Raw genomic sequence first — 20915 nt, forward strand, 5'->3', positions numbered from 1 at the left:
TGTTAGCATCTCCCTCATAGCGTTACCTTTCCTCTCACTGGTCGTCTCTTCACGCGGGCGCTCCCTTCCCTCACCCTCCGCGACCGCCCATTGATATGTTAACATTCGAGTTTTAGCGTGACTCGAGTCAACTAGTCACTCGATACAACGATGACTCAGGATCAAGTCGCCGTCCCAGCGGTCACTCGAGAGACAATTCACACGGTAGATGACGATTCGTTCGCCGAGGAAAACGTCTGTATCGTCACCGGTGCAGCGTCGGGCATCGGCCAGGCGGTCGCCCTCACCGCCGCCGAGAACGGACTCACCGTCGCCGCAACGGACTACGACGAGGCCGGCCTCGAGGAAACGGTCGACCGCGCCGACGAAATCGGTGTCGCCGGGTCCGTAGCGCCGGTGGTCGGGGATCTCACCGTCGACGAAGACATCGAACGGATCGTCCAGGAGGCGGCGAATCTCGGCTCCGTGAAGTACCTCGCCAACGTCGCCGGGATGCAACACATCGACGCCATCGAGGAGTTCCCGATGGACGCCTACGACCGCATCCACCAGATCATGCTCAGAGCACCGATCTATCTGACGAAGCTCTGTATCCCGCACTTTCGAGAAACGGCGGACGGGCGCGGGTGCGTCGGGAACATGGCCTCGGTTCACGGCCACTACGTCACGAGCGATAAAGTCGCCTACAACGTCTCGAAGTTCGGCCTGCGCGGCCTCACGCAGTCGATCGCCGCCGAAGGCGAAGGCGACGTTCGGTCGTTTTCGGTCAGTACGGGCTACGTCAAGACTCCTCTCGTCACGAACCAGCTCCAGGACACTGCCGAACAGCGCGGGATCAGCGTCGACGAGGTCATCTCCGACGTGATGCTCGGCCAGTCCCGCGTCAAAGAGATGATGGATCCGGTCGACGTCGCCAACCTTTTCGTCGTCGGGTTCTCGAAGCTCGGGCGCCACCTCGATGGTGGCGACCTGCTCTTCGACGGCGGGATGACCCTGACTTACGAGTGATCGCGGAGGTACTGACGCGGATGAGTCCCGAGATGTGAGTAACACGGCGGGCCCCGAGGGTGCGGATACCGGGTGGGCCCCGAGGATGCGGATAACGGGTGGGTCTCGAGGGTGTGGATAACGGGATGGGTACCGAGGATGTCGTCAGAAGACGTCCGCTCGGATTCTCCAGGATCGTCGGTGGGTCGAGGGGTCAAGTCGGCGAGAAAACGGCAACGATTCGCTGACGGACCGATTGTCACGCTCACCACGCTAATGGATCCGAAAATATCGCACTCGCGAGAACGATTTACCGCCGATCAGTACAACCCGACTGCCTCGATCTGCTCCTGGTACCGGTTGCGGATCGTCACCTCGGTCACCTGGGCGACGTTGGCGACCTCCCGCTGGGTCTTCTTCTCGTTACAGAGCAGCGAGGCCGCGTAGATGGCCGCGGCAGCGTAACCCGTCGGGGATTTCCCGGAGAGGAGCCCCTTCTCGGCCGTCACGTCGATGATCTCGTTGGCCTTCGCCTGGACCTCCTCGGAGAGCTCGAGTTCCGAACAGAACCGGGGGACGTACTTCTTCGGGTCGACCGGCTCCATGCCCAGACCGAGTTCCTGAGCCACGTAGCGGTAGGTTCGGCCGATCTCCTTGCGATCGACCCGCGAGACGGCGGCGACTTCCTCGAGGCTCCGCGGAATGCCCTCGATTCGGCAGGCGGCGTACAGCGCCGAGGTGGCGACGCCCTCGATCGAACGCCCGCGGATGAGGTCCTCCTGGAGCGCCCGGCGATAGAGCATGCAGGCGACCTCGCGGACGGACCGTGGAATGCCGAGTGCCGAGGACATCCGGTCGATTTCGGAGAGGGCGAACTGGAGGTTGCGCTCGCCCGCGTCCTTGGTTCGGATGCGCTCTTGCCACTTGCGCAGGCGGTGCATCTGACTGCGCTTTTCCGAGGAGAGCGAGCGGCCGTAGGCGTCCTTGTCCTTCCAGTCGATGGCCGTCGTGAGCCCCTTGTCGTGCATCGTCTGGGTCGTCGGCGCACCGACGCGCGATTTGCTGTCGCGCTCGGCTGCGTTGAACGCCCGCCACTCCGGCCCGCGGTCGATACGGGATTCTTCGACGATCAGCCCACACCGCTCGCAACTGATTTCGCTCCCCCCATCGCTCGTGACCAGCGACTCGGACTCACACTCCGGACACTGTTTCACCGTCGACTGAGTCGAGTCCGTTTCTTTCGTAGCCGACGTCGCGGATTGCTCTCGTTCGCGGGTGGGGCGTATCATCGGATACCTCCCTGAATGCGACGGGGAAGGTTAAGCCCTCTGTCCGGTTTTCTGACAGTTACTCGCCAACATTCGGTCGTTTCCGCTCTCGAACTGTGGCCGCCGTCGGCTCTTCGGACGACCCGATCTCGCAAGTCGAGTGGCGCACGGTGGAACCGACGAATTCGCCGAGTTACCCCCGCAGGCCCTCGTCTCCCAGTGTCCGGGAATACGAGCCAGGCTTAGGTCCGTGTCGCTCGAAGCGAACGTATGGTCACCGCCACCGATCAGCACCGACGACCCTCGCCCCCGACGACGGTTACGGATCGCGCGGAGCGACCGATTGCCGTCGCCGCCTACGCTGACGGCTCCGAACCAGTGGTCGAGATGTACACGCACTTCGACGACGAATCGCGGTCGCAGGGGCTTCCACCGCGGAGTGAGCCCCGGATACGCGAGTGGATTAACGGACTCCTGGACGAGGGGTTCCACGTCGTCGCGCGCCATCGAGGTGACGTGGTCGGTCACGCCGTCCTGGTTCCGTTCGATGACCGAGCCGAGTTAGCTATTTTCGTTCGGCCGGCGTACCAGTCGGCGGGGATCGGTACGCAACTCATCAGTCGGTTGCTCGAGTACGGCCGGGAAAACGGCGTGAGTCACGTCTGGCTGACCGTCGACCGGAATAATCGCATCGCGATGAACCTCTACCGGTCAGCCGGCTTCGAGACGACTGCGCGCAACCGCGGCGACTACGAGATGGAACGGTATCTGTAATCGCGGGACGTGGGGATCGCTCGAGTCCACGATAACGGGGTCGTCAAACGAAGGGAACTCCGCGCTGGCGATCTGTCTGGAGGTCGCAGCGGACTCGTCTACAGGTTCGTCGTCGCCTCGAGCGCGATGTCAATCGCGCGAGCGACGTTGTTCTTCGCCTTCTCGGGCAGCTCGTCGTCCTCGGTGTCGGTTCCCTTTTGGGTGCCCTTCACGAGGTTTCCGTCGACGGTACAGATGGCGCCGGCGCGGAGGCCTTTGCGGCGCGCGAGGGTGAACACGGCCGCGGCTTCCATCTCGACAGAGAGCAGGCCGGCGGCCTCCCAGTTCTCGACGTACTCGTCCGTCTCGGCGTAGTAGGCGTCGTCGCTGGCGATGGGGCCGACGTGGACGTCCTCGTCGTTTTCTTCTGCCCCGTCGACCAGCGCCGAGAGGACCTCGTAGTCCGGAACGGCCGGGTACTCCACGTCCTCGTAGCGCTTCGACGTCCCCTCGTTCTTGGCAGCGCCAGTCGCGACGATCATATCGCCGATTTCGATATCTCGCTGGAGGGCCCCGGTCGTCCCGACGCGGACGAACGTCTCGACGCCGACGTTCGACAGTTCCTCGAGAGCGATGGCAGCCGAGGGACAACCGATGCCGGTCGAACAGATGGTTAGCTCACGACCGTCGTAGACGGCGTTGACGAGCTTGTACTCGCGGTTCTGAGCGATCGTCTCGGATTCGTCGCAGTGGCTCGCGATGCGGTCGACGCGTCCTGGATCGCCTGGAATCAACGCGATGTCGTGGACGTCGCCGTCGTCAACGAGCAGGTGCGGTTGGGTTGCCATGGACGACGATTCTCGGACCGGCCGCAAAAAGGTCGCGTTCCGTCCGGCGGGAACCAGTCGGTTCGTGATCCGCACTCGACACCGACGGTCCTCGGTGCCCGTCAGCACGGACGACTCGAGGACCGTGCCCGCATTCGACGTCGACGCTCGGGCAGCCCGAGTTCGAATCGTCAGTAACCGCTCCCCCTTGCTGCCTTGCTGGCTACTTACTGTTGCTTCTCGCTGTCGCTGCTCGTCGTATCGCCGATGCGATTCGTCGCCCAGTGTTCCCCTGGGCGTTGAGCCATAAGCGTTGACGTGGTTACGAGATCTCCTGCGGTTCGTCGTCAGCCGTCACGTGAATACACGTCGGCGTGATGACGACCAACCCGTCGGGGAGGTCGATCGTGATCCGGCCCGCTTCACGAGGCGTGCCGTCGTGCCTGTCGGCGAACAGTGCGTCGAGTGCCTCCGGGTCGACGTACTCGTACAGTTGTGTCGACGACGAAAGTACCTCTTCACCTCTGTACATCGCGATTGCGGACGCCGTGGCGACGCTCAGCGGTTCGGCGTCGTCCCGCTCGTACCGGACGTGGTGTCGTGCCCCAGTCCCCCTGGAGCGAACGGCCCCTGCTGTTCGTTCGTTCATGTCTATCAGGTATACGTCTCCGTGACGCTAGTCGACTTGCCAACGACCAGCGCCATATAGGTACCGTCAGACACCACTGGCTGCAATAGTTTGGTAGCGAAGAACGTGGTAAGAAGTGGCACGAAATCAGCGAGTGCGGGCGCCGTCGAGAACCTCCTCGACAGCACCAACCGTCGGCGCACACCGTGCTCCCTCGACGCTCGCCGCGAGCGCACCGCAGGCGTTCGCGAACTCGAGAATCCGTTCGACATCCTCGGTCTGGAGGTACATCGCGAGGAAGCCAGCCGCGAACGCGTCGCCGGCACCCGTCGTGTCGACGGCTTCGATGTCGAATCCAGGATGGTGAATCGACCCTCCAGGAGTGTGGACTTCGGCTCCGTCGCCGCCGTACTTGACGACCAGGATGCGGTCGCTGAAGTCCGACGTGGGGTAGGTCTCCTCGATCATCGACTCGACCTCCCGATCGTTCGCGAAGATCACGTCCGCGTGGGCTAGCGCCTCGTCGTAGTCGCGCTCGGCCAGCCGTCGACCGGGGTCGGTGCTGACGGTCACGCCGGCGTCGCTGGCGAGACGGGCCAGGCGCCCGGCCGTATCGGGGCGCTGGCTCGTCAGGTGGACGTGATCGACGCACTCGATGCGGTCCGGGTCCAGATCGGACGGACGAACGGCCTCGTTGACCCCGTCGTTCCCGAGGACGGCCACCTCGCCGTCGTCGTCGACCAGGATGTACTTGACCGCGGTGTCGGCGCCCTCGATGATCCGAACGCCGTCGAGGTCGACGCCCGCGGCCTCGAGTTCGCGCCTGGCCAGGAGGCCGTTGTCGTCGTCGCCAACGCTTCCGACGAGCCCGGCCTCGACCTCGAGGGTGGCGAGCGCGGCGGCGACGTTCGCGGCACTTCCGCCGCCGGACTGGCGTTGCGAGCGGATGGCGGCCTCGCCGTCGGGTTCGGGGAAGCGGTCGACGCGGAGGGTGACGTCCCAGTTGACGTGGCCGGCGGTGAGTACGGTGACCATTCGACGATGGCGGAGAGACGAGAGCCGGTCAAAAAACGTTGTCGTCTCCTCTCGATGTGCGAGCAGTCGGTGGGTTTTCGCGATACTCGGGTGTTCGTCGGGCTCTTCACACTACTTGAGCCAACCCGATCTCACGCCCCTACACCCACCGTAAACAGGAGGATGTTGTGGACGCCGGGACCGAGCCCGACGGCTGCGATCAACCCGAGGACGATCCGGGCCTGTCGCGGCTCCTCACGGACGTACTCCTCGAACAGCGAGACGATGATCAGCGCGAGGACGACCTTCACGAGGACGAACAGCCAGCCACCGCCGATGTACCCTGCCGTCGGGAGCATCTCACCCACCTCCAGGATGAACGCCGAGGCGGGTACGTCCTCGCGGACGCCGAGGATGTCGTAGCCGATGGCCGTCGAGACGCCGTCGAGCGCGTGAGAGAAGACGACCAGCGCGCCGGTCACTCCCGTCACGGCCGCGACGTCGGTTCGCCAGAGGCTGAGGGCCACCCAGGCGATTGCGGCGACGACGCCGGTGACGACGACGGTGATCACCGGCCAGAAGGGTTCGAAGGTCCCCATCTGCCAGCCAATCAGGACGGTGAACGTGGCGAAAACGACGGCGAAGCCGGTCCCGACGATGCCGACGAAGCGTTCGATCGATCGTTGCAGGCCGGCGGCGTACAGAAAACTGCCGGCGATCCAGGTTAGCCCGGCGACGGCCGCCGTCGTCACGTACACCGTCGGCGCGCTGAACAGCGCCTCGAGGCTCGACGGAAACTGCTCGAGCTGGTACAGGACGTACAGCGTCGACCCCAGCATCATCCACGGGACGAATGCCATCACCGTCTCGTCGGTCACCGGCGGCGCCAGCACCCACAGGAGCGCCACGGTTCCCAGAAGCACCACCGCCAGCGGCACCACCACGTACCACGGCGGCAAGACGAAACCCTCGGGTACTACCATAGCACTACTGGGACAGACCAGCGTGAAACAATTTCCGGTTATCGACGACGTTCGGCCGTAGCGCGCCCTCAGACCGCCCAGGGATCGGTCGTCGTCTCGCCGAAGAGGTCGCGCATGAGCATCACGATGCTCTCGGGCGGGTACTGTCCGTGTTCAGTGACGATGGCGTCGACGTGGCGAGGCGGGGTCACGTCGAACGCTGGGTTCTCGACAGTCAGGCCGTCGTCGGGAACGTCGCCATCGGCCGCGACGTCCGCGTAGGCCGTCTCCTCGAGCACCTCCCGTTCATCACGCATCTCGATCTCGACGGTGTGGCCCGTCATCGTGTCGGGGTGGAGTTTGATCGACTGGGCGGCGACCATCACCGGCACGCCGCGCTCGCGAGCGTTGACGGCCAGGCCGCTGGTACCGATCTTGTTGATGACGCTGCCATCGGCGGCGATGCTGTCGGCGCCCACGAGCACGTGGTCGGCCTCGTCCAGGTACCGCCTGGCGGCGTTGTCGACGACCAGCGTGACGGGGACGCCCATCGAGCGCAATTCGCTCGCGGTGATGTGCCCCTGGAGGCGTGGCCGGGTCTCCTTGACGATCGCCTCGATGTGCTTGCCGTCCTCGATGGCCGCCTCGACGCAGGCGAGCGCGTCCGTCGAGTGACAGTGGGTCATGACGACGTCGCCGTCGCGAAGCCGGTTCGCACCGACCTCGCCGAGGGTCTCCTGGGCCCGCTCGAGGTCCTCCTGGAAGGCCTCGGCGCGGGCGACCGTCGACTCGCGCATGGTCTCGACGGTCTCGCCCTCCACGCCACGGAGGACGTACCGCAGGGCGTTGGGCAGGCTCACCGCGGTCGGTCGCGTCTCGTACAGCGCCGAGGCCGCCGCCTCGAGTTCCTCGCGGAACGCTTCCGGCGAGTCCGCCTCGGAGCGCTCGGCCTGGGCGGCGAGGGCGGCCGCCGCGGCGTCGGCGATGGTCGCCGCGCCGCGAACCTCCATGTCGGCGATGTCGGTGGCGGTCTCCTCGACGACGGGGGCGACGTCGGGCGTCTCGTTGCTCATGGGTCGACGTTCGTCGGCCGAGGCCAAAAGTCCGCGGGCGTGGTCGTCCGCTGTCGTCTTAGGCGGACCAAAACCTATATAGGTTTAGGCTCGCCTAACACCTGCTAATGGACGTTCCCGTACAGCGCGACGACGGGCGCTCGCTCGAGCGCTCCGACGACGCGGACGCCGACTGCCTGGTGACCTGTCACGAGACCCGCCCCGGCAAAGCCGTTTTCACCGAGTGGAACAACACCGACGGCTGGATCGCGACCGACCTGACCGTCGACCTCGAGCGCTGAGTCGGTCCCACAGACGGCTCGGTGCTGCCCTCACGCCGACGCCGTCACCGCCGACTCGGAGTCGTTGAGACTCGATCCGCCTGGACCGATTTGTGAATCGCTCCGTCACAGATCCGTCTTCCGTCACTCCTCGGTCGTCTGGAACGCCCCAAACGCACACTCCAGGGAGAACATCACGAGTCCCATCGTGAGAGCCTGAACGAGGGGAAGGTCGCCGCTCAACAGAAGGCCAACCGTGAGAACGCCGACGCCTGCCGACGTACCCAGTAACGCTGCGTGCCGCACTCGAGAGAGTCCCTTGGCCCACTCGTCGGTGCGCCTGTAGAGGCGGGTCACGGCGTTCATACTGACGATACGGGTACTCTGGGGCAAAATGTGTTGTGAAACTGATATACGTTCTCGACCGATTCACTCGCAGCCATCTCGTTTGCAGTCGTCATTTCTGACCGACGAACCGGCTCCAAGCTGCCGACGGCACGCTCGGTTCGCATACGAGATCGACGGTTCGAAAACGGAGCCTATTCAGTTCCCCGCCACCGACGCCTCACCGTGATCGCCATCGTCGAGAGCCACGCCGACCGCGCCTCGAGCCACGTCTGTCGGCACCTCCTCGAACTCGCCGACTGGGAGAAACGCGTCGACCCGGAGACGCCCGACGCCGAGGGCGGCGGCACCTACTATCGCACCGACGGCGCCGAGTTGCGGTCGTTCGACGCCCTCCACCTGGACCTCGAGCGCCCTGTCGAGGCCTTCGACGCCGACCCCGAACCCGACCTGCTCGTCTTCGCCTCGCGCCACTCCGGGAACACCGGCCCGTTGCTGACGGCCCACTCCACCGGCAACTTCGGGCCCGCGGAGTTCGGCGGCGACCCGAACGCCGTCGCCGAGGCGGCTCCGAATGCTCTCTCCGCGATCCTCGAGGCGTTCGACCACCACGCGCCCGAGGGGTACGACACCGGCCTCGAGTGTACCCACCACGGGCCGACCGATGTCGGCTGTCCCTCGCTGTTCGCGGAACTGGGGAGCGACGACGCACAGTGGGACGACCCCGAGGGTGCGCGCGCCGTCGCGAGGGCGATTCTCGAGTTGCGGGACGTCGCGCCGCACCGGCGACGGACCTTCGTCGGCTTCGGCGGCAACCACTACGTCCCCCGGTTCGAACGGATCGTCCGGGAGACGCCATGGGCCGTCGGCCACGTCGCCGCCGACTGGGCGCTCGAGGCGATGAGCGACCCGGCCGACCACCGCGAGGTTATCCAGGCGGCGTTCGACGCGAGCAACGCCGACTACGCCGTCGTCGACGGCGAGTGGCCTGACCTCGAGGACACGATCGAGGACATCGGCTACCGCGTCGTGAGCGAAACCTGGCTTCGCGAAGTCGGCGACCGACCCTTGGAACTCGTCGACGCGGTCGAGTCCAGACTGGGAGCCGTCGACGACGGCGTTCGCTTCGGGTCCCATCGAGCGGACGACTTCGCGGTCGTCGACCTGCCCACGGAACTGCTCGAGGCCGCGGAAGCCGTCGACGCCGGGGCCGTTCGAACGAGTCTCGAGTCCACCGCGGTCGCGTTCGAGACGCGAAACGGCGGGAGCCGAGTCGGGGGACGAGCCGCCTTTCCCGCTACCTCCACCGATGGTGAGGGCCCGCTCGAGTCCATCGTTCGCACGGCCGCTGCGGTACTCGAGGACCGCTACGAGACCGTCGACGTCCGCGAGCGAGCAGTGGTCGTCTGCGAGGTCGCCTTCGATCCGGCGCTCGCTCGCGAAGCGGGCGTCCCGGAGGGCCCGAAGTTCGGACGACTGTCCGCAGGTGAGGACGTGACCGTCGACGGGACGACCGTCCGGGCCGAGGACGTCTCTCGAGAACGGAGCAAATCGTTCCCGTGGAATCGTCTTGAGGGAGAGGAGTAACGATCAGTTACGGGGTTCCTTCGGCCGGTGCGCCAGTGACAACTCAATTATATGTAAGAACGAATTACTATGTCTGACGTCTGACTGACGCATGGGGGAAAGATAATAATACTCCATCTTCTAGAACGGAGCAAGAATGGACTCAATTGTCGAAAATGCCATCGACGAGGCCGAGGAGGACGCCGCCGAGGGCGTCCCCGGGGCCGAGGAACCCCACGAGGGCGGGGCCGACGCTGGCGCGAACTCCGGGACGATGACCGACGACGAACTGCTCGACGTACTCGACGACCTCCAGACGAACATCACGGTCGTCGGCTGTGGCGGTGCGGGCGGCAACACCGTCGATCGGATGAACGAGGAGGGCATCCACGGGGCGAAACTGGTCGCCGCCAACACCGACGTCCAGCACCTCGTCGAGATCGACGCCGACACCAAGATCCTCATGGGCGAGCAGAAAACGTCCGGGCGCGGCGCCGGCTCGCTCCCGCAGGTCGGCGAGGAGGCTGCCCTGGAGAGCCAGCAGGACATCTACGACGCTATCGACGGCGCCGACATGGTGTTCGTCACCGCCGGCCTCGGCGGCGGCACCGGTACCGGCTCCGCCCCTGTGGTCGCGAAGGCAGCCCGCGAGTCCGGCGCACTGACCATTTCGATCGTCACGACGCCCTTCACCGCGGAGGGCGAGGTTCGACGGACCAACGCCGAGGCTGGCCTCGAGCGCCTGCGGGACGTCTCCGACACCGTCATCGTCGTCCCGAACGACCGCCTCCTGGACTCGGTCGGCAAACTCCCCGTCCGCCAGGCGTTCAAGGTCAGCGACGAGGTCCTGATGCGCTCCGTCAAGGGTATCACCGAACTCATCACCAAACCGGGCCTGGTCAACCTCGACTTCGCCGACGTTCGCACCGTGATGGAACGCGGTGGCGTCGCCATGATTGGCCTCGGGGAGTCCGACTCCGAGGCGAAAGCCGAAGACTCCGTGAAGACCGCCCTCCGCTCGCCCCTGCTCGACGTCGACATCTCCGGCGCGAACTCCGCGCTCGTCAACGTCACTGGTGGCAACGACATGTCCATCGAGGAGGCCGAGGGCGTCGTCGAAGAGATTTACGACCGGATCGACCCCGACGCCCGCATCATCTGGGGGACCTCGATCGACGAGACCCTCGAGGGTTCGATGCGAACCATGATCGTCGTCACCGGCGTCGAATCGCCACAGATCTACGGCCGCCCGGACGGCGAGGCCGTCCAGCCACAGGGCGACGACATCGACTTCGTCGACTGATCGGTCTACGCTGAACACTCATCGGTATTCGGCTGACTTACCGTTCTCGCGTCGACTCCTGAACTCTATACTTACCTCGTACAGCCAACACTAGCGAGTTCCGACTATCGATAGATCCCAGAATCCAGAGCCCAGAGCATGAAACCCGGAGCCCGGAACCCGGAACCTGCAAACCGGAATCCGGAACCCGGAACCTGCAAACCGGAATCCGGAACCCGGAACCTGCAAACCGGAATCCGGAACCCGGAATTCAAAAATCAAAAATCAAACCCAGAACCCAGAATTAGACTCCCCATTCCCCGGAAGGCAGTGCCGTCACTCTGCCTTTAGTCATCCGCGGTCGCCGATCCAGCGTCCGCATCGTCGTCAACGTCCACGTCCGATTCGATGCTCGGCGGGTACGTTCCCCGATCGAGTTTCAGATCCGACTGGGGTCGCGCCATACAGGTCAGCGCGTAGTTTTCCGCCTCCTCCTCGGTCAACCCGCGGGCCGCCGGCTGGGTGACCTCGCCCTCGAGGATCTCCGCCGAGCACGCCAGGCACATCCCGACGCGGCAGGAGTACTCCTGGGCAATCCCTTCCTCGAGACAGCGACTGAGAATCGTCTGCGTGTCAGCGCAGGTGATCGTCTCGCCCGTGCCGACGAATTCGACGGTGTACTCGGTCATACTGGCCGGTACGAAAGACCGTACTAAAACTCTTTATCCCTCTCTGTCGTCTTTGCTCCGACAGAATCTGGGGCGGCGATGCGGTCGCCGGCGCACGAAAAACGTTTTCTTACCCCAGTGTGGAGAGTCGAGTTATGAGCAGCATGGAGCAGTCGGCCGCGACGACGGGCCAGCGCGAGCAGTCGCCGGACGTGGTCGTCGTCGGCGCCGGCACGGCAGGGTGTTACGCCGCCGCAACCGTCGCGAAGGCGGGCTACGAGGTCGTCGTTCTCGAGCGAAAGTCCAGGAAGGAAGCCGGACACATCGCCTGCGGCGACGCATTGAAGGGCGCGGACGCGTTCCCCGAGGCGATTCCCAAGTCCCAGCTCGAGCCGGCGTTCACCAACACCGACGTCACCCACGGTCGCTTCGAGATTCCACAGGAGGACACCGTCCTCGAAATTCCGGTCCCCGGTGAACTCGCGGTCGTCGACCGCTGGGAGTACGGACGTCGGGTCATCGAAGGGGCGAAGAACGCGGGCGCGACGTTCCACTACGACACCGTCGTCCAGGACGTGATCCAGGCGGACGACGGGCGGGTCACGGGCGTCCGGGCGATGTCCCGCGGCGAGCCCTACACGTACGAGGCCGACATCGTGATCGACGGCGCCGGGTCGCTCTCACTCCTCCAGGACAAGGTCGACTTCTCGGACTCGACGTTCGACACCAACGTCACCTACTCGCAGTTCTGTTCGGCCTATCGCGAGATCGTCCACGTCGAGGAGCCAGTCGAGTGGAACGACGCCCTCGTGTTCAAGCCGACCGAGCGTGCCGCGGGCTACCTCTGGTACTTCCCGCGGACGGACACCGAGATCAACGCCGGCCTGGGCTTCCAGATGACCGAACAGCCGATGAAACTCGTCGAGGACCTCAAGCGTGACCTCCGGGACCGACCGGAGTTCGCCGGGGCCCGCGTCGAGGACAAACTGGGGGCCGCCCTGCCCACCCGGCGACCCTACGACTCCGCGGTGCACCCCGGCTTTATGGCCGTGGGCGACGCCGCTGGCCACGTCAACCCCACGACCGGCGGCGGCATCGCGGGCGCCGCCTACGCCGGGAAGTACGCCGGCGAGCAGGCCGTCGAGGCGATCGAGGACGGCGACGTCAGCGAACACGCCCTCTGGGCGTACAACGAGCGCGTGATGGACCATTACGGCGCCCGCTACGCCGCCCTCGACGTCTACAACATCCTCTCGACGGCCGTCGACGTCGACGACCTCATGGGCCTGCTCGCAGCCATGCCTGGCGACAAGCTCGCCGAGGCGCTCTACTCGGGGAGTACGGACATCGGCATGAAACTCAAACTCGAGGCACTGGTCAAGAGCCGCGGCCACTGGGGGACGATCCTGAACCTCTACCGGACGAAACGGCGGGCGGACGAGGTGCTCGAGCAGTACGAGGGGTATCCCTCGAGACCCGACGCGCTCCCGAACTGGCAACGCCAGCGCGACGACCTGATGAAGACGGTGTACGAGACGACAGGTGCGGATCCCAAGTACTGATCAGCAGGGTCCACAGGCCACAATCGTAGATTTTTACCGGACGATTACAACTGTCGATAACGATTGATACGGTACTAACGGCCGTTCTCAGCCATTAGCGTTGCCGTTTCTCTACTCGTGTTCTCTTCACACCCACCATATTTCAGGAATACATTAACGTGAAATAGGAGTTTGAATCTACACAAAGTATTCATATCCCTTGTCATATGCCGTATGTATGTACCGACGGAAGCTACTCGCTGGTGTTGGAAGCGGTCTCGGCACGCTTGTCGCTGGCTGCCTCGGCAATATCCCCACCGCTGACGGAACCAGTAACGACAACGACGAAACCGAGGATGAAACGGTAATCACTGGGACAAAGTTCGAGACGAACGTCAACGTTCCAGCGGAAGCAACTGATTCACCGTCGGTAAGCTACGAACGAGAAGCGGGAGAAATCTACGTCCAGGGGCAGTATTCAATTGGGAGCGCGTGCTACGAAGCGACGTACGACGACGCGACCTACGATGCCGAAGAGCAGGAATTACAATTTCGCGTCTCCCGAAAGCACGACGGGAGCGATGAATGTGAAGAAATCGACCAACTGATTACCTACCGAGCCACGATTACTGTCGACGGGCCGTTTCCAGACGCCGTCGTAGCAACCGAAAGCGGTACCGGGTGGGAGACGACTCGCGAGCAATTCGAGTGAGTTTACCGTAACGCAGACACGCCGTGATTGTCCGCGTTGGATGACGCAGCAGTTCTCGGTGACGTAGCCGTTCTCGAGCAGGGTATAGACGTTTAGGCGATCAGATCGAGCAACGACGCGGGGCTGCTCGAGTTTGATCTCTTCGATTCCGCCCGCTAGTAGTCCATGCCGTGACCCAGACTCTCCTCGTCGATGTCGAACGTCGAGGTGTGTTTCTTCCAACCGACGGCTCAGGAGGCAAGGTTCACGCATCGTCAGTAACCGACTCCGTTATCGTCATCCTCGCTATCGTCGCCATCCGAGTCATCCGTGTCATCCGTACCATTCGAGGTATCGCCGTCAGAGTCACCGTCGTCATCCGGCCGCACCGGCGTTCCGTCGGGTGCGAGGACCCACCAGACGTCGTTGACGCCCTGACCGTTCACGTCGCCCGGTTCCTCGTCCGAAGCGAAGTAGTACAGCGGCCACCCGTCTGTAGCCACCTGTGTTTCCCCGTCGTCCCGCTCGAACGTGGTCAGCGTCGCGGAGACGCCGTCGCCGGTGGTGGGCTCCCCCTCGACCGTCAGCGGCGGCCACGCCTCGGCACAACCCTCGTAACAGGTGCTCGCCATCTCGTCCTGGGTGTCCTGGTCGAAGTTGTACAGCGTCAGCCCCTCCGGCCCGACGAGGATGTCGCCGAGGTCGGGATGGGATCGAACTCGAACCGTCGCGCCGGAACCGCCTTCGTTGTCGGTCTCGTTTTCGTTCTCGCTTTCGCTATCCTCGTCACCCGAACCGTCACTATCGTCCGTCTGCGTCCCGTCGTCCGTCGAATCTTCGATTCCGTCGTCGGACGGGTCTTCGTCCGATTCATCGTCGCCGAGACAGCCAGCGATGGCGACGCTCGAGCCGACGGCGAGCAGGACTGTTCGTCGTGGTATCGACATACCACTACCGACGCCGATATGGTAGATGAGGGTTTTCCGAAGTCCGTCCAAAATTCGTCCCCAATCGTCTCATCACGCCTCGCGCCAAAACACCCCGTCACGACCTCGTGTCCAAATACCTCGTCAGGACCACGTAATGCGAACGAGGAAGGCCAGGGCGACCGTCTCGAGGCCACAGAGGAGCACCATCCCGACCTGGACGTCGACGCCGGCGTTGACGAACCACCCGATGTACCCCTCGTGGAGCCGGTAGAAGTACAGCCAGACCCCGTTCTGGACGAGGAGCAACGACGCGAACACGAGCAACCCGAGGGTGTGGCTCGCGCCGTGTCGCCGGTAGCCCTGCACCCAGACCCAGCCCAGAGCCGCCAGTAGCACGACGTTCACCGCCGCGGCGACCCAGGCGATCGTGAACAGGGCGCTCATCTATCCCCACCTTTCCAGTCGACGGTTATCCGTGTTGTCCAAAATTGATCCATGATTACGATTACCTCGCCTCCGAGTCCGGATCGACCGCCTCGAGAACAGTTTCGACGGTGTCCCAGTTCGACCGCACCTGTTCGGTGAACAGGTAGACGGCCGCGTAGTCGTCGTCAGTTCGGCGGACGACGTTGTTCTCCATCAGGACGTTCAGGTGATGGCGAATCGTCGTGTAGTCGAACTCGAGGTCGGTCGCGAGCTGGTTGGCGTTCCGCGGCCGCTCCTCGAGCGCCCTGAGGATCCTGACGCGCGTCGGACCCCCGCGAGAGCTTGCGAGGACGTACCACAGAACGTCGTCCATCTGCCTTCCGTTCTCACAGGAGGATTGTAAAGTCGCTGGTCGCTGGAGTCCTCGCCTCGCCTCTACTGATCGGCTCAGGGTCGCTCGAGACTCACCCGCTCGATCGTCCCCGCCAGGACGTGGACACCGTGGTACAGACTCGCCTCGTCCACGTCGAACGTCGACGTGTGGTGGCCGCCGGGGTGATCCGTGCCGACACCGACGTAACACGCCAGCCCGCCGTTCTGCTGGACCTCCCGCATCAGGAAGGTGGCGTCCTCGCTCCCGCCGAGTTTATCGCGCTCGAGGACCCGTTCGACGCCGCCGGTCGCGCCCGCCACCTCTGCAACGAGGTCGGCCAGCTCCGCGTCGCTCGTCGCGCTCGGCGCTTCGGCACCGAGTTCGATCTCGAGGTCGCAGTCGTGCATCTCGGCTGCGGACCTGAGTACCCGCGTGGCCTTCTCGCGCATGTACTCCATGAGTTCGGTCGTCTCGCCACGCACCTCCGCGACCAGGCGGGCCTCCTCGGCGATGATGTTCGCCGCGGAGCCACCTTCGATGACGCCGGCGTTGACCCGCGTCTCCCCGTCGGAGTGACGCGGGATCGCGTACAGGTTCTGGACCGCCGTCGCGAGCGCTTGGTTCGCGTTGCGCCCTTCTTCCGGACGAGCGCCCGCATGGGCCGGTTCGCCGTGGAACGTCGCCTCGACGTGGGAAACGGCGAGGAAGCCGTCGATGCCGGCGACGATTTCGCCAGTTGGGTGGTCGAGGCCGACGTGCATTGCCAGTAGATAGTCGACGTCCGCGAGGTGGTCGCTCTTGGCCATCGCCTTCCCGCCACCAATGACCTCCTCTGCGGGCTGGAAGAATACTTTCAACGTGCCCTGAAAGTCGCTCTCGGCGACGGCGTCGATGACGCCGATACCGATCGTCGCGTGGGCGTCGTGCCCGCAGGCGTGCATGGCCTCGTGTTCGGACCGGAAGCCGTCGGCCGCGGGTTCGTGATCCTCGCCGTCGGCTTCGATTCGTGGGAGGCCGTCGATGTCGACTCGGAGGCCGACCGTCGGACCCTCACCCTGCTCGAGGACTGCGACGGCGCCCGTGTAGCCGCCCTCGAGCGATGCCAGTACGTCGGGGTCGACGTCGTACTCGCTGGCCTGTTCGTACCAGGCGTCGATCTCGCCGTCCTCGGGCAGCGCCAGGCGGTGGTCGCCATTGATGGCTTCGGGTCCCACGTACAGGTCGAGGTCGGCCTTGAGGCTCTCGAGGGCCTCGACAATTCGCGCGGTGGTGTAAAATTCCCGCCAGGCGGGTTCGGGTTTTCGGTGGAGGTCTCGGCGGAGCGAGACGAGTTCGTCGTCGTGCATACGACCCTCTTCTCGGGGACGGTAAAAGGATTGATGAACGCGGCGATGTGCGTGTGCGTCAGAACCGCGACGACGAGAACGAAGACGAGACCGTGACGGCTACAATCGCAAATCGGAACCGGCGAAGATGGCGCTCAGTTCCGGCCCTGACCGACGCCCCGGACCTGCTCGACTTCGGCCTCGATGTGAACTGAATCGGGGAAATTCTGCGAGGCGATGTTCCGGGCGAGGTTGTCGTGGCCGTGAATCTCGAGTTCGCGGGTGAAGACGGTGTAGGTCCACGCAGAAAAGCGCCGGTCGTCGTCGGCGTGGAGTCGACGGTGCTGTGGAACAGTGTACTTTTCCGGCGGATGGGAGTGTGGTCCCTTCAGCGCGGCCCCTTTCTTCTCGGCGGTCGCCTTGATGTCCTCGACGATGCCGTCCAGGGCGGCCCGGTCCCCACTCTGGAGTTTGAGACGGGTGACGAAGGTCATAGTCGTATTGTGCACTACTCCACGACGGGGACAGAAAAAGGTGCTGAGTCGCGTTCACCGGAGACGAACAGTCCGATATTCTCTTAACGTCCGGCCTGCTATTTCTGGCAATGGCAGTCGAAGCTACGAGCGCAGGCGCGATCCTCTTCCGCGACACGCGGGGCCGGCGCGAGTATCTTCTACTCAAGAGCCGCCCGGGCGACTGGGAGTTTCCAAAGGGCGGTGTCGAGGGAGAGGAAGAGCTACAGCAGACGGCGATCCGCGAAATCAAGGAAGAGGCAGGTATCGAACAGTTCAGACTACTCGACGGGTTCCGCGAGGACTACGACTACGTCTTCGAGGCGAACGGGAAGACGATCCACAAGACCGTCCACCTCTTCGTCGCGAAGTCGTTCGAAGCGAGTGCGGAACTCTCGAGGGAACACCGGGACCTCCAGTGGCGTGACTACGAGCAGGCGGTCAACACGGTCACCCAGGACGGGCCCCGTGAGATCCTCGAGCAGGCCCACGTTTACCTCGACGATCTCGAGGAAGACGGCGAGATCTAGCGACCGAACCGTTGGTCCGTCACCGCAGATAGAGTCACGAGAGGTGGCCACAACCGGTGGCCGAACCTAGGCTCTCGAGAGACGCTTCACTATTTCGTCCGGAGATTCAGATTCCCGTGATGGCGTTCATCTCATTCGTGGCGGCATACCCTTCATTCGTGGCGGCATACCCTTCATTCGTGCCAACGTACCCTCTTCTGGTACTATGCCGACCGAATTCGTTCGCTCCTCGTGTGCGTGTGTGGTGTGAACGTAGACCGTCGCACACAATCGGCCCAAACACGGATAACGTATGAGTTCTTTGACAGGGTCGTACAATGTTCGAAGATGGCTTATCGTACCCCGTACGCGGTGACTGGATCGGACGAATGATTATCGGGACGGTTCTCGGGTTCCTCTCGTTCCTGTTTATCCCCGTGTTCTTCCTGATGGGATATCTCGTACGCGTGCTCGAGACGACCGTTTCGGGCGCCGAGCAGCCACCCGAGTTTACCGACTGGGGAGGACTCTTCGTGAAAGGTATCGTCGCAACGGTTATCGGGTTCGCATACGCGATCGTCCCGACAGTCGTCTATACGTTCATCGTGTTCACGCTCATCGGTGCTGGCAGTGCAATCGGTGGAGATGGCGGTGGCCTGCTCGCCGGAATGGGATTCATGACTTTGCTCATGTACATCCCCCTCATGTTCCTGATCCTCTACATCGTCCCGGCAGCGCTGACGAACTACGCCGTCAACAATTCGTTGGGCGCAGCGTTCGACATCGGAGCGATCAAACCCGTCGTTCTGAGTGTCGACTATCTCGTGGCGATGCTGATGCCGGTCGTACTCGCTATCCTGGTGAACATCGTAGCCGGATTCCTGGCCATTACCCTCATCGGGCTGCTCTTAGTGCCGTTCCTGTACTTCTACACGTACGTCGCGGTCTTCCGAATGTACGGTGTCGCGTTCGCGAACACGAGTCAGACAGGAGGACGTGCAGCGAACGCCACTGTATCGGCCCACTGATCGGACGACGGGAACGCTTTTTTCACAGCCGTTCGTACACAGGCCGTGACATCGGCCGATAGCGAATTCCGGTTCGAGCTTCGATGTTGTCGGTGGGCTGAACGAGAGTGGCCACTCGACGCGATAACCGACGGCGCCGTCCTGGTCGCCCGGCAACTCGGCACGAAGCGGCGCCGCTGGGATACTATCGTCCTCGAGTGCGACCCCGACGCGCTCCGCCACCGCGCGAAGTTCGGCGAGAAACGCCTCGACGGGGATCTGCTCCACGTCCTCCGAAACGCGCCCGAGGAGTGGACCTACTACCGCGACTGCCTCCCCGACCCCGGCTATCCCTGGCGCTACGTCCGCGAATCGATCCACGAGGCCGACGACCGCGGCGTTCTCGAGACGCGCCGGAACGGCAACCGCATCGAGATCCGACGCACGTGGCCCTACCGCGAGTGGGTCCAACGGATCGTCGCCATCGAGAACAAACCCGACCTCGACGCGAGCGCCGCACGCGCCCTGCGCCCACAACTCGAGTACGACGTAGCGATGGCGCTGGCCGACGAGGTGTGGGTGGCCACTCGGAAGACGGGCGAACCGATCGAACCCGCCCTGCTCGAGCGCCTGCCGGTCGAGGCGGGCATCCTGACGCTCGATCCCGACTCGCTCGAGAGCGAGGTCGCGTGGTATCCCCGGCGCCTCGACGTCGACGGGCCGGGAACGCGCATCCTCGAACGACCGACGGGTGGCCCGCGAGACGCGTCGCCAGCACAGTTCGAGTACGTCGATCCCGAAGCCAAGGCGCGAAAACGGCTCGAAATCGCCGAGCGCGCGTACGAACGCGGCTGGCGGGCGTTCGTCGACACGATGCGTTCCGATTGCCGGCACTTCGAGTTACGGTCGGCGGGTCAGCTCCTGCCGTGGTGTGCGGCGAAGGGGCGCTGTCAGACGGCCGCGGAGTGTAGCAGTCGCTGTTCCCACGTCGAACCCGAACCGCCCGCGTGGCGGACCCGCGGCTGGCCCATCGAGGGCGGTCCCGGCAAACGAGCAAAGGCGCTGCTCCAGGAGCGGCGACGACGGCGGCGCCCGGGGCTGTGAGCCGTCGTGTGTGGCCTGGATGCGGATTGTCCTCGAGTTGGACGAATTAGTGTCGCTGTTCGCGACTCGAGACTCGCGACTCGAGGAGTGCAACCGGTGCCGGCTCAGAACGTGGTTTCGGTCGACGCACTACAGCTGTGGCGAACGGACCGACGTCGCGTCGAACTCCCCGAGGAGGTACGCTCGCCCGCGGTCGGTGATCCGAAATCGCAATGCGTCAGAAGCGACCAGCCCAGCGTCCTCGAGCGTCTCGAGTCGCTTGTCGACGTAGTCGAGACGGAGCGCGATTCCGAAATCGTTCAGTTCGTCTCGGATGTCTCGAGGGCGGCACCGATCGGTGGAACACAGCAGTTCGAGTATTCGCTCGTCGTTCTTCGACATCCACTCGCCCTGCTTCCTGACGGCGATCGTCATGGGCCGACCACCGTCCGACGATCCGACGTCCGCGTCAGTTCGTGGAAGTGTTCGTCACAGAGACACGGGACGTCGCCGTCCTCGAGCACGCTCGTCGAGACCAGCGACTGATCCCGGGTCTCTACCTGGGAGAGATATCGCGGGAGGGAGATCTGACCGTCGCGGCGACAGAGTTCGCACTCAGTGCCGTCTCGGCGGCTCGCGTACTGAAGCGTTTTGCCGAATTCGTCTTTTTCGCAGTTCATACACAGCCGACCGATTTCCGCGCCGCTGTATAGATCGATCGCAGCCCTGTTGTACCCTGCCTCATTCCCACATATTACACAATTCATACATGATCCCTGTTTCACCTTCCGGGAAATCGAGTTAAGCACCAATTTCACTTAAAGGAGGCCAGCGTGGCGAAATTGAACGGATGTGCACGTTCACAGAGGTGAGTGTGTGTACGGCA

Annotated in this window: 25 protein-coding genes; 10 read left to right on the forward strand and 15 right to left on the reverse strand. The window is 63.9% G+C overall.

The annotated features are described in order from the left end of the window. The first annotated feature begins 150 nt into the window (after window positions 1-150). Complete coding sequence (locus NGM15_RS08375) at window positions 151-1008, forward strand: SDR family NAD(P)-dependent oxidoreductase (RefSeq protein ID WP_253437790.1); 858 nt, start codon at window positions 151-153, stop codon at window positions 1006-1008. Window positions 1009-1307: 299 nt separating this feature from the next. Here the strand turns inward: NGM15_RS08375 and NGM15_RS08380 are convergent, their stop codons facing one another. Further along, window positions 1308-2276, reverse strand: coding sequence for a transcription initiation factor IIB (locus NGM15_RS08380; RefSeq protein WP_253437793.1), 969 nt, complete (start codon window positions 2274-2276; stop codon window positions 1308-1310). 249 nt (window positions 2277-2525) lie between these two features. Here NGM15_RS08380 and NGM15_RS08385 point away from each other — a divergent pair, with 249 nt between their 5' ends. Continuing rightward, window positions 2526-3029, forward strand: a complete 504-nt coding sequence (locus NGM15_RS08385) for a GNAT family N-acetyltransferase (protein ID WP_253437795.1) — start codon at window positions 2526-2528, stop codon at window positions 3027-3029. Between the two features lie 98 nt (window positions 3030-3127). Here NGM15_RS08385 and NGM15_RS08390 read toward each other — a convergent pair whose 3' ends face one another. The 5 genes from NGM15_RS08390 to NGM15_RS08410 all read right to left on the reverse strand — a co-directional run bounded on the left by NGM15_RS08390 (window position 3128) and on the right by NGM15_RS08410 (window position 7512). Further along, a complete protein-coding gene (locus NGM15_RS08390; RefSeq protein ID WP_253437798.1) occupies window positions 3128-3856 on the reverse strand; it encodes a guanosine phosphorylase in 729 nt (242 codons plus the stop codon). A gap of 301 nt (window positions 3857-4157) precedes the next feature. After that, the gene (locus NGM15_RS08395; protein ID WP_253437800.1) at window positions 4158-4484 is read right to left on the reverse strand and encodes a HalOD1 output domain-containing protein; all 327 of its coding nucleotides are present in this window, start codon (window positions 4482-4484) and stop codon (window positions 4158-4160) included. Between the two features lie 126 nt (window positions 4485-4610). Beyond that, complete coding sequence (locus tag NGM15_RS08400; protein WP_253437803.1) at window positions 4611-5498, reverse strand: ATP-dependent ribose-1-phosphate kinase; 888 nt, start codon at window positions 5496-5498, stop codon at window positions 4611-4613. A 131-nt stretch (window positions 5499-5629) separates the two neighbouring features. Further along, entirely contained in the window at window positions 5630-6460 is an 831-nt protein-coding gene (locus NGM15_RS08405) for a DUF63 family protein (RefSeq protein ID WP_253437805.1), read from the reverse strand. Window positions 6461-6528: 68 nt separating this feature from the next. After that, window positions 6529-7512 carry a ribose 1,5-bisphosphate isomerase gene (locus NGM15_RS08410; protein ID WP_253437808.1) on the reverse strand — a complete coding sequence of 328 codons (984 nt, stop codon included), beginning with the start codon at window positions 7510-7512 and terminating at the stop codon, window positions 6529-6531. A 107-nt stretch (window positions 7513-7619) separates the two neighbouring features. Here NGM15_RS08410 and NGM15_RS08415 point away from each other — a divergent pair, with 107 nt between their 5' ends. Continuing rightward, on the forward strand, window positions 7620-7793 hold the full coding sequence (locus NGM15_RS08415) for a hypothetical protein (protein WP_253437811.1): 174 nt from the start codon (window positions 7620-7622) through the stop codon (window positions 7791-7793). Between the two features lie 123 nt (window positions 7794-7916). On the opposite strand, the gene NGM15_RS08420 is transcribed toward NGM15_RS08415, so the two are convergent. After that, window positions 7917-8138, reverse strand: coding sequence for a hypothetical protein (locus NGM15_RS08420; protein ID WP_253437814.1), 222 nt, complete (start codon window positions 8136-8138; stop codon window positions 7917-7919). Window positions 8139-8342: 204 nt separating this feature from the next. Here NGM15_RS08420 and NGM15_RS08425 point away from each other — a divergent pair, with 204 nt between their 5' ends. Beyond that, complete coding sequence (locus tag NGM15_RS08425) at window positions 8343-9704, forward strand: D-aminoacyl-tRNA deacylase (protein ID WP_253437817.1); 1362 nt, start codon at window positions 8343-8345, stop codon at window positions 9702-9704. 136 nt (window positions 9705-9840) lie between these two features. After that, the gene (gene ftsZ / locus NGM15_RS08430) at window positions 9841-10986 is read left to right on the forward strand and encodes a cell division protein FtsZ (RefSeq protein WP_253437820.1); all 1146 of its coding nucleotides are present in this window, start codon (window positions 9841-9843) and stop codon (window positions 10984-10986) included. Window positions 10987-11312: 326 nt separating this feature from the next. On the opposite strand, the gene NGM15_RS08435 is transcribed toward ftsZ, so the two are convergent. Further along, the gene (locus NGM15_RS08435) at window positions 11313-11654 is read right to left on the reverse strand and encodes a 2Fe-2S iron-sulfur cluster-binding protein (protein WP_253437823.1); all 342 of its coding nucleotides are present in this window, start codon (window positions 11652-11654) and stop codon (window positions 11313-11315) included. A 134-nt stretch (window positions 11655-11788) separates the two neighbouring features. Here NGM15_RS08435 and NGM15_RS08440 point away from each other — a divergent pair, with 134 nt between their 5' ends. Continuing rightward, window positions 11789-13195, forward strand: coding sequence for a geranylgeranyl reductase family protein (locus NGM15_RS08440; protein ID WP_253437825.1), 1407 nt, complete (start codon window positions 11789-11791; stop codon window positions 13193-13195). 217 nt (window positions 13196-13412) lie between these two features. Then, complete coding sequence (locus tag NGM15_RS08445) at window positions 13413-13886, forward strand: hypothetical protein (RefSeq protein ID WP_253437828.1); 474 nt, start codon at window positions 13413-13415, stop codon at window positions 13884-13886. Between the two features lie 254 nt (window positions 13887-14140). Here NGM15_RS08445 and NGM15_RS08450 read toward each other — a convergent pair whose 3' ends face one another. From NGM15_RS08450 to NGM15_RS08470, 5 genes are all read right to left on the reverse strand, one after another. Further along, window positions 14141-14812, reverse strand: a complete 672-nt coding sequence (locus tag NGM15_RS08450; protein WP_253437831.1) for a COG4315 family predicted lipoprotein — start codon at window positions 14810-14812, stop codon at window positions 14141-14143. 123 nt (window positions 14813-14935) lie between these two features. Further along, the gene (locus NGM15_RS08455; RefSeq protein ID WP_253437834.1) at window positions 14936-15238 is read right to left on the reverse strand and encodes a DUF8036 family membrane protein; all 303 of its coding nucleotides are present in this window, start codon (window positions 15236-15238) and stop codon (window positions 14936-14938) included. 61 nt (window positions 15239-15299) lie between these two features. After that, on the reverse strand, window positions 15300-15593 hold the full coding sequence (locus NGM15_RS08460) for a winged helix-turn-helix domain-containing protein (RefSeq protein ID WP_253437837.1): 294 nt from the start codon (window positions 15591-15593) through the stop codon (window positions 15300-15302). Window positions 15594-15667: 74 nt separating this feature from the next. After that, window positions 15668-16939 carry an amidohydrolase gene (locus NGM15_RS08465; RefSeq protein ID WP_253437840.1) on the reverse strand — a complete coding sequence of 424 codons (1272 nt, stop codon included), beginning with the start codon at window positions 16937-16939 and terminating at the stop codon, window positions 15668-15670. 134 nt (window positions 16940-17073) lie between these two features. Continuing rightward, entirely contained in the window at window positions 17074-17412 is a 339-nt protein-coding gene (locus NGM15_RS08470) for an uS10/mL48 family ribosomal protein (protein ID WP_253437987.1), read from the reverse strand. A gap of 110 nt (window positions 17413-17522) precedes the next feature. On the opposite strand from NGM15_RS08470, the gene NGM15_RS08475 reads away from it, so the two are divergent. The 3 genes from NGM15_RS08475 (at window position 17523) to NGM15_RS08485 (ending at window position 20050) form a co-directional block, all read left to right on the forward strand. Beyond that, the gene (locus tag NGM15_RS08475; protein WP_253437843.1) at window positions 17523-17960 is read left to right on the forward strand and encodes a bis(5'-nucleosyl)-tetraphosphatase; all 438 of its coding nucleotides are present in this window, start codon (window positions 17523-17525) and stop codon (window positions 17958-17960) included. A gap of 368 nt (window positions 17961-18328) precedes the next feature. Next, entirely contained in the window at window positions 18329-18967 is a 639-nt protein-coding gene (locus tag NGM15_RS08480) for a DUF4013 domain-containing protein (protein ID WP_253437846.1), read from the forward strand. 45 nt (window positions 18968-19012) lie between these two features. After that, complete coding sequence (locus NGM15_RS08485; protein WP_253437849.1) at window positions 19013-20050, forward strand: DUF5787 family protein; 1038 nt, start codon at window positions 19013-19015, stop codon at window positions 20048-20050. A 129-nt stretch (window positions 20051-20179) separates the two neighbouring features. On the opposite strand, the gene NGM15_RS08490 is transcribed toward NGM15_RS08485, so the two are convergent. Both NGM15_RS08490 and NGM15_RS08495 read right to left on the reverse strand, forming a co-directional pair. Beyond that, window positions 20180-20464: a MarR family transcriptional regulator gene (locus NGM15_RS08490; protein WP_253437852.1), complete on the reverse strand. Its 285-nt coding sequence runs from the start codon at window positions 20462-20464 to the stop codon at window positions 20180-20182. Then, entirely contained in the window at window positions 20461-20709 is a 249-nt protein-coding gene (locus NGM15_RS08495) for a hypothetical protein (protein WP_253437853.1), read from the reverse strand. Before NGM15_RS08495 ends, NGM15_RS08490 begins: the two co-directional genes overlap by 4 nt. Between the last annotated feature and the right edge of the window lie 206 nt (window positions 20710-20915).

It is taken from the genome of Natronosalvus halobius (assembly GCF_024138145.1).
In the GTDB taxonomy this organism is placed as follows: domain Archaea; phylum Halobacteriota; class Halobacteria; order Halobacteriales; family Natrialbaceae; genus Natronosalvus; species Natronosalvus halobius.